Annotated in this window: 10 protein-coding genes; 2 read left to right on the top strand and 8 right to left on the bottom strand. The window is 48.5% G+C overall.

What is annotated here, in order from left to right; translation table 11 throughout:
- Positions 1 to 124: 124 nt before the first annotated feature.
- Entirely contained in the window at positions 125 to 1,063 is a 939-nt protein-coding gene (locus tag BKB51_RS02425; RefSeq protein WP_125911765.1) for a hypothetical protein, read from the bottom strand.
- Positions 1,064 to 1,498: 435 nt separating this feature from the next.
- Between BKB51_RS02425 and BKB51_RS02430 the strand changes: the two genes are divergently transcribed.
- Both BKB51_RS02430 and BKB51_RS02435 read left to right on the top strand, forming a co-directional pair.
- Positions 1,499 to 1,987, top strand: a complete 489-nt coding sequence (locus BKB51_RS02430; protein WP_085899500.1) for a P-loop nucleotide/nucleoside kinase family protein — start codon at positions 1,499 to 1,501, stop codon at positions 1,985 to 1,987.
- Between the two features lie 118 nt (positions 1,988 to 2,105).
- Positions 2,106 to 3,074, top strand: a complete 969-nt coding sequence (locus BKB51_RS02435; protein WP_085899501.1) for a DMT family transporter — start codon at positions 2,106 to 2,108, stop codon at positions 3,072 to 3,074.
- Between the two features lie 58 nt (positions 3,075 to 3,132).
- Here the strand turns inward: BKB51_RS02435 and hsdR are convergent, their stop codons facing one another.
- The 7 genes from hsdR to BKB51_RS02470 all read right to left on the bottom strand — a co-directional run bounded on the left by hsdR (position 3,133) and on the right by BKB51_RS02470 (position 13,972).
- Positions 3,133 to 5,472, bottom strand: coding sequence for an EcoAI/FtnUII family type I restriction enzme subunit R (gene hsdR, locus BKB51_RS02440; protein WP_085899502.1), 2,340 nt, complete (start codon positions 5,470 to 5,472; stop codon positions 3,133 to 3,135).
- Positions 5,473 to 5,595: 123 nt separating this feature from the next.
- Complete coding sequence (locus tag BKB51_RS02445) at positions 5,596 to 6,744, bottom strand: restriction endonuclease subunit S (RefSeq protein WP_085899503.1); 1,149 nt, start codon at positions 6,742 to 6,744, stop codon at positions 5,596 to 5,598.
- Complete coding sequence (locus BKB51_RS02450; RefSeq protein WP_085899504.1) at positions 6,744 to 8,195, bottom strand: class I SAM-dependent DNA methyltransferase; 1,452 nt, start codon at positions 8,193 to 8,195, stop codon at positions 6,744 to 6,746. The genes BKB51_RS02445 and BKB51_RS02450 overlap by 1 nt, the downstream gene beginning before the upstream one ends.
- 346 nt (positions 8,196 to 8,541) lie before the next feature.
- On the bottom strand, positions 8,542 to 10,998 hold the full coding sequence (locus BKB51_RS02460; RefSeq protein WP_198946605.1) for a zinc metalloprotease: 2,457 nt from the start codon (positions 10,996 to 10,998) through the stop codon (positions 8,542 to 8,544).
- 92 nt (positions 10,999 to 11,090) lie between these two features.
- The gene (locus BKB51_RS20700; protein WP_158090121.1) at positions 11,091 to 11,234 is read right to left on the bottom strand and encodes a hypothetical protein; all 144 of its coding nucleotides are present in this window, start codon (positions 11,232 to 11,234) and stop codon (positions 11,091 to 11,093) included.
- A gap of 587 nt (positions 11,235 to 11,821) precedes the next feature.
- A complete protein-coding gene (locus BKB51_RS02465) occupies positions 11,822 to 13,156 on the bottom strand; it encodes an MFS transporter (protein WP_085899506.1) in 1,335 nt (444 codons plus the stop codon).
- Between the two features lie 51 nt (positions 13,157 to 13,207).
- Positions 13,208 to 13,972, bottom strand: a complete 765-nt coding sequence (locus BKB51_RS02470; RefSeq protein ID WP_085899507.1) for a DeoR/GlpR family DNA-binding transcription regulator — start codon at positions 13,970 to 13,972, stop codon at positions 13,208 to 13,210.
- Positions 13,973 to 14,051 lie beyond the last annotated feature (79 nt).

The following is a 14,051-nucleotide window of genomic DNA, read 5'->3' on the forward strand; positions in this document are numbered from 1 at the left end:
TGCAGGATGCAGTATAGTTTCAATTGGTTAATTTTTATTACCCTGTTTAAAGTCGCGGATAACAACCTTGTGACCTTAGAGATAAGAGATATCCGGAATGACATCTCATCCAAAATCAACACCACTATTCAATCACATTATCCAGCGGCATTTTCGTGATAAAATAATCAATGGCATTCTTGCGAAAATCCGGATCACCGTCATTCCATTCTTCATGATAGGACAGGAATTCAAGCAAAGTTTCCTCGGTCAACAGCGCGTTTATTTTACGAATGACCTCTTGGCCAAAATCATCATTTAAACAGGCAACATACACCTTTTTATAGATGTTATGTTCTTTGAGCGGATAGGAAATATATTCATCAGGTAAATCCTTGATACGCATCTGCGTTCTGATCGTGCTGGGATAGGCCAGTGTATAGTCCGCACGACCACGCGCCAGAAGGTCCAGATCTAGCGTATTTTCCGTACTGTACTGCTCGATCAGGTTTTCCTGTCCGACATAGGGAAGCAAATAGGGGTAGAGAACAGGATAACGGCTTTGCCGGGCGGCACGGTTAAAATCCACATTCATGATCATCAGTTTCAGATCAGACTGTTTCAACAGTGCTTCCAGGGAAACAACCGTTCCTTTGGGACCAATACGATCTTGGTGGCGTTTGTGAAAAATAGCCACATGCGGCGGTGTAAAGCTATAGGGTTTTGACAACAATAGCTTATCAGGGAAAAAGCCGCCCCACAGATGCGCAGAACAACGGTTGGGTTTCAAAACCTCCCGGCTCCAGCGCGGAATATTTACCGGGCGAATGCTGTGCTCATATTCAGGTAAGTGCCGAATAAAGAAGTCCAGAAACTTGTCAGCATAGCCCTTTCCCTTCCAGGGACCCGCATTAATAAATTCTGGCGGATGATTCCAGATATACCAGATCAGTGGTTCTTTTTGAGGCTGTTGGTTTTGGCTGATTTGTTGGGCATGAAGGGGCTGCGCAAATGCCATCAGACAAGTGAAGATCAATACCACTCTTAAGAGAACACATAATGATCTGGCGATGAGGAAAACCACTCCGACTTCACTCCCTATACTTCTTGTAACGACTTCTCATTATTGCGTTTGTATAACGTCAGGCTTTTTATATTTCTGATATCGCCTTGAGAAACATAATCTGAAGAAATTATTAGCTGCAGCAACGATATTATAACCTAGTGAAAAACTGGTTAATAGTTCGGAAATATATCAACAAAGGCCAAAAACACTCTAAAGCAAAATAGCAGTCCAGACCAAAAGTTAGAACAGGACGTTCCCTTCAATAACATACCAAGCGATCATGTTGTATTTTCTCGTCAAAAGTTCTACTATCACCCTAATAAATATTAGTCTTTTGATCTTTAGGGATCAAAAATCGAGTAATACAATAACAAGTTTATCGCGTACTTCTCTTGCCGTAAGTCAAAAAAATAAGTGCGCTAAGCAAAGCATTAAATCGGAATAACCAGTCAAATGACAGATCTTGAACCAACACTTCATCTGGTATGTGGGAAAATCGCCGCAGGTAAGTCAACACTGGCGCGTGAGTTGTCGATTGATCCAAAGATTATCCTGATTAACGAAGATACCTGGCTTTCGCGGCTTTATCCCGAAGAAATCAATACCATTCCCGACTATGTTCGCTGTTCGGGCCGTCTGCGCAGCATTATGGAAGATCACCTGCAACAATTGCTACAGGCCGGGTTATCGGTCGTACTGGACTTCCCTGCGAACACACCGGATATTCGGGCATGGATGCTGGGCATTGCCACCCGTGCCAAGGTGGAAAACAAACTGCACTATCTGGATGTCAGCAATGATCTGTGTAAAGAACGGCTCCACGCGCGCAACGCATCCGGGTCACACGAATTTGCCCCCAGCGACGAAGAGTTTGAGGTGATTACCAGCTATTTTGTCCCCCCCAAAAAAGACGAAGGATTAAATATAATCCTGCATGTGTAATCGCAGGTGTGTGTAATCGTTTGGCTGTTGACGTCATACCTGGTCTATCGCGGTAATTTGACCTATCATCCTTTCAGATGGCCAGAAATCTGGTTCCTATATTTCGGGTATCTCTTGAATGACAAATACTCCAGCTACAAACGCTCAGGCCCCAAATACTGAGGTCCAAGATACTAAGGCCACAGACAACACATTAGCAGAAAATGCTTCCAAGATAGCCGCCACCCGCATTCTTCTGGGTGTAACCCTTATGGCTTTGGCAATGATTGTTGTGCCGGGAATGGATGGCATTGCCAAATACCTCAGCGATAGTCATTCCACCTCACAGATTGTCTGGGCACGCTATGTCTTTATGACTGTCATGTTGCTGCCCTTTATCCTCTTACGCTATCGACGGGAAGTACTCCGCCCCAAATCCCCCGCCAAGCAGGGATTGCGCGGGTTGCTGATCATTGCCTCCAACTTCCTGTTTTTCTGGTCCCTCGCCTATATGCCCATTGCCGATGCACTGGCCTTACTGTTTGTCTATCCACTGGCAATCACCATTATGTCCGGCCTGATCCTCAAGGAAAAAGTCGGCCCCCGCCGCTATGGGGCCGTTGTGGTCGGTTTTCTTGGTGTGCTGCTTATTCTCAGACCCGAAGCAGACAATATTTCCATCCCCGCCCTGCTCGCCATCGCAGCAGGCATTTTGCACGGCGCCTATATTGTCCTGACCCGCTCTCTCGCCCAGCAAACACCCGCGTTGGTAACGTTGTTCTATACCGGCATCGTCGGGGCCGTTGTTATGTCCGCCGTTGCACCCTTTTACTGGTCAGCGCCCACGGCTGATAGCTGGTTCTGGATGGTTATTCTGGGCCTTTGTTCCGGTCTGGGGCATTTCCTGCTAACAAAAGCCTGCGCCCTTGCGCCAGCCTCTATTCTCGCCCCGCTTGGTTATGTAGAGATCATATCCGGCACGCTGATTGGCTATTTTATCTTTGGTGATTTCCCCGACCTGCTGACCTGGGCGGGTATTATCGTGATTTGTGGCAGCGGTTTGTTTATTGCCCTGCGCGAAGCACAACTTAAAAACAGGGAGACCTGAGGGAAGCAAGGTATTATTTTCTTTAAGATGCCTGCACCACCAACCCCATGAAATCAACTTAATACAAATGCCGTTGAAAGCCGACGAAGGCGTCGCGGATGCGGGGGATGCCGCCGAGTTCGATGGCTGCGTCGCCGGTGGAGTTGTATTTCAGCTCCAGCAAGCTTGGCAGTTTGGCCTGATCCAGTTCCTGAACGCCCTGTTCTTCATATTGGCCGAGGACGAATTCCAAAAATGCCTGTAGCTTGTCGTCGTAATTGCGCAGGATCGTGTCTTTGTGGGTATCCACGCGCTCTGTTCTGGTGATCGGGTCCATGGCAAAGGCGATATAAGCCAGTACATCAAATAGGTCGCTTTTTTGTGCGTCGATCAGCTTGGCAACTTCGCTCAAAACCGCTTCGCCGTACCCACGTTCTTCCAGTCCCTGTATCAGGGCCTTGCGGGTATCGGGCTTGCCCCAAAGCATACGCAGTTCGTCTTCGTCGCGAAAGAGTTCCGGCAATTCCCCAAACAACTTGTTCACAAACTGTGCCGATGAAACGGGCTTGCCATCTGGCCCCCAAAAGCTGGTCGCGGCCATGTGCTGTATGCGTCGGGCCGACCCGTCCGCCAGCTTGATCAAAATGGTCTGCTTTTCTTCCGGTTCCCCCGGATCATAGCCACCGGGTTCATCCTCCATCCCTGTGGGTTCACCATCTTTATCCGGCTTTGGCGAACGCACAGGTGCATCTGCGGGATCAAGGGGTTCACCGTCCCATTCGGGATCTTCGAACATTTCATAGTTTTTGCAAAAATCGTAGATCGTGAAATAGTCTTTATCATCAAACAGGCGCGTGCCCCGACCGACGATCTGTTTAAATTCGATCATCGACTGGACCGGACGCATCAACACCACATTGCGTACATTACGCGCATCGACCCCGGTGGATAGCTTGGTGCTGGAGGTCAAGACTGTGGGGACGGTTTTTTCGTTATCCTGAAAGGCACGCAGGAAAGCTTCGCCGCGCGCGCCATCATCGGCCCCAACGCGTTCACAGTAATGCAGGTCGGAACTTTCCTTGACCTGATTGATCAAATCACGGATCAGCGCAGCGTGGGGTTGTCCTTTACAGAAAACGATGGCCTTTTCCTGTTGATTGGCCTCGTCCATAAAGATCTCAACCCGCTTGGCTTCGCGTTCTTTGATCACAATGCCGCCGGATTTGTTGAAATCCTGCTCCCGGTAACGCTTGCCCTCTTCGATGATATCCGCACCCTCTAAAACCGTATCACCGGGGGTAAAGACATAATCGTCCATGGTGGTCGTAATCTGGCGCACACGGAACGGGGTCAGGAAACCGTCATTGATGCCTTCTTTGAGCGAGTATTCATAAACGGGCCGCCCGAAATAGGAATAGGTATCCACATTCCCCTTGCGCTTGGGCGTCGCGGTTAGACCAAGCTGCACAGCGGGTTCGAAATATTCCAGAATATCCCGCCACGCGCTTTCGTCTTTGGCTCCGCCCCTGTGACATTCGTCAATGATAATAAAATCAAAGAAGTCTTCGGGGTAATCACCGAAATAGGGCGTACCATCCGGCCCGCTCATAAAGGTCTGGAAGATGGTAAAGAAGATATTGGCGTTCTTGGGCACCCGCCCCTTTTTGCGCACTTCATCCGGCGCAATGCGCACCAGCGCATCTTCGGCAAAGGCAGAAAAGGAATTAAAAGCCTGATCCGCCAAAATGTTCCGATCCGCCAGAAAGAGGATACGCGGACGGCGCGTTGGCTCGCGCGTCAGGTTCCAGCGGCTTTGAAACAACTTCCACGCCAATTGAAAGGCAATGGCAGTCTTGCCTGTGCCTGTCGCAAGGGTGAGCAAGATACGGTCCTTACCCGACGCAACAGCATCAAGGGTGCGCTCAATGGCATTGTCCTGATAGTACCTGGGCTGCCACGTCCCGCCGCGATCTTCAAAAGCCACCTCGGCAAAGCGGTCACGCCAATAATTCTCGACATGGTAAATGCGGTTCCACAGGGTTTGCGGTGATGGCACCGCGCCCATGGAAGAAAGCTCGATCTCTTTGCCCGTCTTGGTGTCAATCTCGTAGAGGCCCTTGCCGTTGGTGCTATAGGCAAAACGCACTTGCAAGCGTTCTGCATATTCAACCGCCTGTGGTCGCCCTTCAGATACCGGATATTTCTCTGCCTTGGCCTCAATCACCGCCAGTTTCTTGTTGCGATAGATCAGCACATAATCCGCCGCCAAAGGCTGCGCCCGGCGTCCACCGCCGACCAGACGCCCCTGCGTGATGGTATGTTCCACAGAAATACAACTACCCTCAACCACCGACCACCCCGCCGCCAACAGCGCGGGATCAATCAGATCTAAACGGGTCTGGGCTTCGTTTCTGCTCATCTATTTTCTTTCATATGGATGGTCAGTTAAGAAAAATATAAACGTTAAGTCACTGTATTTAAAAATCATTTCAAAACCATGGCTCTATATTTTGAGACTGAGTTAAAACCCGATTAAGAAACATCAGGCAACATCCCGCATATCAGAGGTAAGCTCCCCGGCAAAAGCCTTCTGCATCAGGGATTGTTTGAGTTCCATAAGGGCGGTGAGTTTTTGTTTGTAGATGTCTTCGAGTTCCTTTGAACTCTCAAGTAATCCTTCAAGGGATTTTAAGATATCCTTTTGTTCTTCTATAGGAGGAAGACTAATTTGTAAGTTTTTAATCATGTCAATTTTGAGAAATTTCGTACCTACTCCGATAGAACTATTCTTAAGCTCCTTTAAACTTTTAACCAATTGGAAGTATAGAAATCTGTATAAAAGTTGGTCAACATTGTTAATGCTAATAACATATGTTCTTTGATATGCATTAAACTTTCCAGCGTAGTGTTTAACATTAAAATCACCCGAGGCATTATTTCCTGCTAATAATATCGCCTCACGATCAAAAGCATAATGATCAATTTTGTATATCTCTCTTGAGCATGTGAAAAACGGATACTCCCCACTTTCGACGGCTGCATTCGCATTTAATCTACCCGTTTTGATGGTTACCAAATTACCCATCGGAGATTTTTTATAGGAAAGATTATTGAGGTAACTTTCGAAGAGTTCTTTGGCGTTGGCGAGGTTTTTCTCGGTGTTTTCTATCGCCTTATCAATCCCCGCAAAGGCCTCATCCAATATCGCCACAATGCGCTTTTGCTCTTCTAAGGGAGGAAGTGGGATATCAATGTTCTCAATAAAATCCATTGGTATTCGTTTATGACCAACAGCCCCAGTCATAAATTTAGCACCGTTTTCTCTAAATGACGCTCTTGAAAGAAAGTAATATAGATACTCTGGAAATAAGTTTTCCTTTGATCTAAAAACTAGAAACTCACTTGAGCCAAACCCAATCCCATTAATAAGATTTTTCGCAATACCTAGCTTACCATTTTCAAAGCATGGTGTTATTTTTGCTAAGAGAACATCATTATCACCAAAGTATGTATAACCTTTATAAACACTCCCAAGGTCACGTTTTTGAGTTGATCTAAAGTGTTTTTTGTCAATGCCAAGGTTATCCATCGGGACAAACGAAACTTGATCCTCTTCTGCCATTATATCTTTTACCTGCTTTTTTGCAGGTTTAATTTTGCAGATATCTTTAAGCTTTATATCATCCCACATCACAACATCCCCCGAATATTTGCGAGGATCTTTGCGCTTTCAGCATCCAGTGCCGCAATCTCAGCCATAATGTCGCTTGGCTCACGCAAGGGAGCTTCTTCGGGGGTGTTGGGATTTTTCACGGACAGGTCAAAGGTGGCTTCATCCAGATTAGCGCGGGCGATGGTCCAGGATTTTTCGCTTTCGGCTGATGTCTTTTGCAGGATGACAAACTCTGCCATATCATTGTCGTTGAGCGGGTTGGTCTTGCCCATGTTGCGACCGGGGTCAAGTTGGTAGAACCATGTGTTCTTGGTGGCTTTGCCTTTTTCAAAAAACAGCACCACAGTTTTCACGCCAGCGCCGAGAAAGGTGCCGGATGGCATGTCGAGGACGGTGTGCAGGTTACAGCTTTCGAGCAGTTCCTTGCGTAGTGCGACAGAGGCATTGTCACTGTTGCTCAGGAAGGTGTTTTTAATCACCACTGCCCCGCGACCGCCCGCCTTGAGGGACTTGATAAAATGTTGCAGGAATAAAAAGGCTGTCTCGCTGGATTTGATCGGGAAGTTCTGTTGGACTTCCTTGCGTTCCTTGCCGCCAAAGGGCGGGTTGGCGAGGATGACGTGATAGCGATCTTTTTCCTGCAAATCCATGATATTCTCACCAAGGGTATTGGTGTGAACAATGTTCGGCGCTTCGATACCGTGCAGGATCATGTTCATGATCGCGATTACATAGGCGAGGCTTTTCTTTTCCTTGCCGTAAAAGGTATGTTTTTGCAGGGTTTCCAGCGCCGCCGTGGTGGTTGCTTTTTCTCGCAGGTAATCAAACGCTTCGCACAAAAAGCCCGCAGACCCCACCGCGCCATCGTAAATACGGTCGCCAATTTTGGGGTCAACCACCTGTATCATCGCGCGGATCAGCGGACGCGGGGTATAGTATTCGCCGCCGTTACGCCCGGCGTTGCCCATGTTTTTGATCTTGGCTTCATAAAGATGCGACAGTTCGTGTTTTTGTGTTTGGCTGTTAAAGGACAGGCCGTCCATTTCCTCGACCACATCGCGCAGGCTGTACCCGCTTTGAAAGCGGTTTTTGATCTCACCAAAAATCTCGCCAATTTTATATTCGATGGTATCTGCGTCTGTGGTGCGCTGTTTAAAGCCTTTGAGATAGGGAAAAAGATCACCATCCACATAGTCGATCAGATCATCCCCCGTCAGGGCATTATCCAGATCAATGCTGCCGTCGGCCTTTTTCGGCGCGGCCCAAACACCCCAGCTATGTTTATGGTCGATAATACGGGTATAGTCTTCGCCCATGAGTTCGGCCTGCATGGCGCGGTCAACTTCCAGCGCATCCAGATACTTTAAAAACAACAGCCACGATGTCTGTTCGGTATAGTCCAGTTCCGACGCGCAGCCCGCTTCTTTGCGCAGAATATCGTCAATGTTTTTAAAGCGTTGTTCGAACATGTAATTTTTACCAGACTTCACTAATACTTAAATTGTTTCAGGGGTATATGGAACACAACACTGCCTCGGCAGATAAGAAGCCGCCGAGCATTGTACCCAATCCGGGTCACTTATATCGTAAAGAGATTGAACCCCAAAGACTTATTCCCCCAAACAGTTCAAGAACTGTAATCATATTTTGCAACCACATCAATAAGGTTGTAAAAGTAAAGACAAAATCCCCCAATAAGAAAGAGGCCCTGTCCTTCTCACCACGAGATACACAGGGCCTCTTTTCTATGCACCCGATCAAACCGGGTTCAGTAAACCGTCACAAAACAGTCCCAATAAAACAACCTCGCTGAGGTTATTTTAGTTTCTTTTCGGTTTCTTTGATCACGCTGTCGAGAACCTGACGTTTTTTCATGGTGCTGACGGCTGATTTAAGGACGTTGATCGCGCCTTTGTCATCGCCCTTGTCTTCCAGTGCGGTGGCAAGTTGGTTCAGCATACCGAAATAGCGGATATGGCCCAGAGTATCTGCGGCGCTATCGGGATCATCAATCAAGGCAGCGGTTTGTGCCTTTGCGCCCTGATCGATTTTGGCGTTGATGGATTTGATTTCCAGCTCTGCCTTGTCATCAGTACCGCTCAGCACCTTAAAGTCCCGAAGCATCGGGGCGCTCAGGGCCAGATTTGCGTGACGAGCCGCAGGGTTCTTGGCACAACGGGCCGCAACATCGCGCAGCACATCATTGGCACCATCCAGCGACGGCGCACCCGCGAAGGAAATGGTGCGGGCAACGTCTTCGGTGAAGTAATCCGGTGCCAGTTTGCTTTCCTCTATGGATGACGGTGGGTTCACATAAACCCGAAGCACGTTGGAACTGATGATTTCATCATTCACATCAATCACGGCCTGAATGTTATAGAAGCCGGGTTCATCAATGGTCCAGCCATCGGTAGAGGCACTCACCATGTGCGATCCGTAAATGGCCTGTCCCGGTTTCAGGTTGGTGGTGTGCTCATGATGGCAATGGGTGGAAAGTGACCGCCACTTGCGGGTTTTCCCCTCACTGCGCTGAACAAAGAGCGTGATGTGACGTCCGTCTTCCAACAGGTCTTCTTCGATCTCGACAGCCTGATCCGATACATTCTTGAGCTTGAGTTCAAGGGTTACCGGCTCCAGGAACTGATAGCTGTTTTCAGATTTGTTCGGTCTGATTTCCAGATCAAAGTTACCGCTTTGCAGGCTGCCGTCCTGTTCCAGATTGTGGTTAGAGAACCAGTCTTCATTGCCCATCTGCACAAAACGGCGGGGGGCATGGCGCATATACACCAGCTCTTCATCCATAAAGCGGAAACGGAAGTCAGAGAAGAAAGCATTTTCACCACCGGAGACCCGGAAAGGGTAGCTCATAAAGGTACGCGCTTCGTTGTTATTGGTCAGCGGTATCCACGGATCACCGCCGTTGTAGCTGAGCGATTTCTGCCATGAATGCGCCAGATTAAAGGCATGGCCCATTTCATGAATTGCGGTCCAGAACACCATGCGTCGACGCCATGCTGCCGCGTTGGGGTCACCCGCCGGGGCATCCTGAATAAAGCTGTCGGTGAAGATCGCTGTACCCTGACGATGGTTTGGCCCGATATCATCGAACATGATACCGCCAAGGCCACGCCCGCGATCATGCCGACGGGCAAAGAGCACCCACATGGCCCATTTGGGTCGACTTTGGAACCGTGACCAATAGGTCACCATGGCATTGTGCATTTCAGCATCGCTCCACGTGCCATTGGCCCCGGCTCCACTTGTGGGGATCACCGATCTGTTCGGCGACATGGAAACATCAAAACCCGCACGACGATAGACCGTATCCATCGAAATATTTTCCGCGGGCAAATTTGCCGGACGGTTCGGGTGAGAGCCAATATCATAAGTGGTTGTTGGCGCATTTGCATTAGATACGCGATCAACCTCGAACTCAACCTCGTCAAACTGCTGACTTTCGAAATTCAGGCGATAGACACGACGCGTTCTGCCCGGACCAATCAGCGTTAGTTTGTATGACCCGTAGCTAAAGCCACGACCTCTGGATGCTTCAAAGATCACTCTGTTTCCCGGGATCAGGCTGTTGAGGCCATCACGATAGGTGATGTTCGCTTCAACCCGGCGTCGGTTCCACCCCAGACAGCGGTCTGATGTGACTTCGGCAATGGCGTGCGCCCGAGAGAATGGGAAACGTCGATTGACCTCAATAGAAATGCGGTTTTGTGGAAAGAAACGATCCACATCCACACGCACCTTAATGCTGATCAGAGATAGCGGAATAAAGGGACCGACAGGGCGCGCTGGCCGTGCCGGCACAGACGGAGCGGGCAGAGGAAACGGACCACGCGGTATCGGAAACGGGCGCGGGGTTGGTCTGAACGGTGATGAATAGCTGTAGGTGCCACTCAGCGCCGAGCAGAAATTAAGGGGGACACTTGGTCCCGGAATACGGCCCGGTATTCTGCCGGGTATTCGGCCCGGAATACGTCCAGGAATACCGGGAATACCCGGGATAGGACCACCTGGCACAGGCGTAAAATTCTCCAAGTCGCCATCTTCACCCTCATCATCGAAAGCTTGGAGATCATCAAGATCTCCTTCGTCGATGTCAGACGGATCACTATAGATACCGGGCAGATAATCAGGATGTTCCTCGTCCTGAATAAGAACTTCTTCGTTGGTAAAGTCGTCTGTGTCCAGCTTGGACTTTCCCGAAGACTTGACCTCACCAGATTTTGTTTTACCGGAACTCTCTTTTGTTTTTACAGCCATTGTAAACTCCTTCCAAATTCTTCAATTCAAAAAGGAGGACCTGAAATCAACGACACCCTGAAACAACTTCCAATCACTATAACTTTGGATCATCATAACTCTGGATCACCAAATTTTGGACCATCCGGGAAAGCGTCCTGCTCCGGCTTCCGAATGACTGTATCGGGGGTGGTACAATTCTGAATATTGAGTGTGTTATTTTCTCCAGATTTTATCTTCTTGATTTGATCTGGCACATCTCTTTCCCACCGAGATGTCTTTTAATGTCAGTATGTTAATGCAGTTCCTACAAAGCTTTTATCTGATACCCTTATTTTTTCATCAGTATCCAACGATACAGAAAAACCGGAGATCAAAATGGATGCACAGTTTCCATTATCAAAGCCTTGTTAAAATGCAATTCTAGCACCCTTTTTTGGCTGGTATTCCTTCGCCAGTTATCCTTCTGATAAAGGTTTTACCAAAAACACAATTCAATCAGGGGTGCGAGATATTTCTCTGATCCGATAGTTGGTTGTGTGATCTATTCAAAAGAGAACAATTCCACCATTTTTGCCGAACGATCAACGACCGAATAACAAGCCCAACTACGGAATAGCAAGCAAAGAGAAAGAATAAACAAGTTACAAACTGACGCTTTACACTTCTTGTCAGAAACCTATCTCTATTCAGATACCTCTTGCTAAGTTGATGGCTTCCCAAGTCCATCGAAGATAAGTAAACCATAGCTTGCGTTTCGTATGTTGTGAATAAAAAGTGAATAAAGCGTCCTTTTGTTACTCTCTATTAATTATCAAATACTTATATTAATTCTCCGCGTGATTTAACTTGCTTCTTGAACCTCTTCATTCTGCCTGAACGCCACAGATCCGATGACGACAACGAAGGCGAGCAGGACAAAAAGGCCAAAGGCAAAGCGCAGAGATGAGATTTCGGCAATAAAGCCTATCAGGGGTGGCCCCAATAACAGACCGCCGTAGCTGAAGGTTGCGACAGAGGCAATTGCCACACCGGGGCTGAGTTGCTTGCTGTTTGCCGCACGGGAAAAGACCAACGGGAAAACAATGGAATAGCCCACACCCATCAGGGCAAGCCCCAGATAGGTCATCAACAAACTGGAAGATGTCGCAGTGATCGAGCTGCCGATTAGCGCAGCAACCCCGCAAAAGCGCAGGATATTTACCGGACCAAACCGGATAATCAGACGATCCCCGATAAAGCGCATGGCAACCATGGTAATAGAGAAAACCGTATAGCCCAGCGCGGCCTGTCCCTCACCAACAAGAATAACAGAAGTCAGAAAGACCGCCGACCAGTCGGCCATGGCCCCCTCGCCCACTGCGCAGGAAAAAGCCACCAAAGCAACCACCAACAGCGCCCCCCGAGGAAGAGCAAGCCGTGGGCCTTTGGATTTCTTAGCCTCGTGTTCCTGCCCGGTCGTTTCTTTATGGGATGCCTTGTCTTGTTGAGATACATTGTCTTTCTGGGTAGTCCTGTCGTTGTCGAGTGCCCCTGACTTCAGGGTTTGCGGTAACGCAGAAAACCAGATCAGAGGCGACAGCATCAAAGCAAAGATAACGAACTGATGATCATACCTTATTTCTTCCCAGGCAGCTATTGCGCCAAGCCCAGCGCCAACGCCGGCTCCTACAGAAAAAAAAGCATGAAAACTGGACATAATTGATCGACCATAATCGCGTTCAACCTCAGCCGCCCATGCATTCATGGCAACATCCATGGCCCCCAGTCCTGCCCCGAACAGGACAACAGCAATGCACAGCATGACAATAACCGGGCTATAACCAACAAGCACCACAGACATGCAACAAACCAACGCACATATCAGGGTCACCTTTGCCGCCCCAAAACGATCAGACAGCCCCCCGGCAACAGGAAAGGCCGAAATAGCCCCACCCGACATGAGCAAAAGCAACAAACCAAGGTCCCCCGGAGACAGCTCAAAGCTTTGCTGGATAGAGGGGATACGTGCCGCCCATGTACCATAAAGGGCGCCGTTGAGGATAAACATCGCTGTGACAGCCCACCGCGGAGAACGTAATTCCAGATGTTGGTACTGTGTTTTCTTCTCTGACGGACGTCCAGAATAATCCCGAGACTGATCCTGCACCTGTTCTTGTGTTTCTTTTTCCACGGTCATTACGCTACCACTAAGCCCATCAAGCTCTCCCAAAACCCCATTAGACCTTGCCTAAACATGGAGAACCTCTATTTCAAAAGCCTTATAAACGGCTGTCATTTCTTTAATGCCCGACGTAACCAGGGTATCAATATCCGTGCAAGGAACAACCTGATGTGCCGATCTGATATTGAGTTTTTCTGCGGACGCCAAAACCACAACGCGGCCCGCATTCTCTGCCATGATCTGCTTAACTGCGGCTTCCTCAGTATCATCTGCAGACAAACCAAAATCAGGGTCCAGCCCACATGTTCCCAACACCGCAATATCGGTTAAAGACTTTGAAAGACTTCTGATTGCCTCTGCTCCCGTGGCAATTCCCCCCAAAGGACGTAATGTGCCCCCGATCAAAATCACCTCTATTCGTTTTTCCAGCAAAGCTGTCGCGATCAGAGGTGACGGTGTGATGATCTGCCCCTTGTAACCCATTGGAATTTGGCGTGCAAAAAAAAGGACCGACGTGCCACCATCCAGAAACATACTTGGGGAGTTCGCCAAAAGTTCGGTAAAAACACCCTCGGATTTAGCCAACCAGTCCGGCATTTCTTTCAGGCGTTCAACCATTGGCAAAAGTTTTTTATCTGCTCGGATCGCACCGCCCTTAACCCGCTTGAGAGCTCCTTGTTTTTCCAACGCGATAAGGTCTCTACGAATAGTATCAATGGAGACCTGCAATTCATCGCTGATTTCACATGCAACGAGATTCTTTCCGGCTTCAATCCTTTCGAGTAAAAGGGCCTGCCGGGTATCAGGGTTGTTTAAATCAAGCTTTTGCATAGAGGACACAAACTCTCAGAAGGATATAACAGAGAAACATCATGCATGATAGTGCATAATAATGCAAAAAATTGCAACA

Source organism: Kiloniella majae, assembly GCF_002118315.1.
Classification (GTDB): Bacteria; Pseudomonadota; Alphaproteobacteria; order Kiloniellales; family Kiloniellaceae; genus Kiloniella; species Kiloniella majae.

Coding starts and splice junctions, on each gene's coding strand:
- BKB51_RS02450 (WP_085899504.1), bottom strand. CDS start 8,195: ATGTTCGAACAACGCTTTAAAAACATTGACGATATTCTGCGCAAAGAA.
- BKB51_RS02445 (WP_085899503.1), bottom strand. CDS start 6,744: ATGTGGGATGATATAAAGCTTAAAGATATCTGCAAAATTAAACCTGCA.
- BKB51_RS02460 (WP_198946605.1), bottom strand. CDS start 10,998: ATGGCTGTAAAAACAAAAGAGAGTTCCGGTAAAACAAAATCTGGTGAG.
- BKB51_RS02430 (WP_085899500.1), top strand. CDS start 1,499: ATGACAGATCTTGAACCAACACTTCATCTGGTATGTGGGAAAATCGCC.
- BKB51_RS02470 (WP_085899507.1), bottom strand. CDS start 13,972: ATGCAAAAGCTTGATTTAAACAACCCTGATACCCGGCAGGCCCTTTTA.
- BKB51_RS02465 (WP_085899506.1), bottom strand. CDS start 13,156: ATGACCGTGGAAAAAGAAACACAAGAACAGGTGCAGGATCAGTCTCGG.
- hsdR (WP_085899502.1), bottom strand. CDS start 5,472: ATGAGCAGAAACGAAGCCCAGACCCGTTTAGATCTGATTGATCCCGCG.
- BKB51_RS02435 (WP_085899501.1), top strand. CDS start 2,106: ATGACAAATACTCCAGCTACAAACGCTCAGGCCCCAAATACTGAGGTC.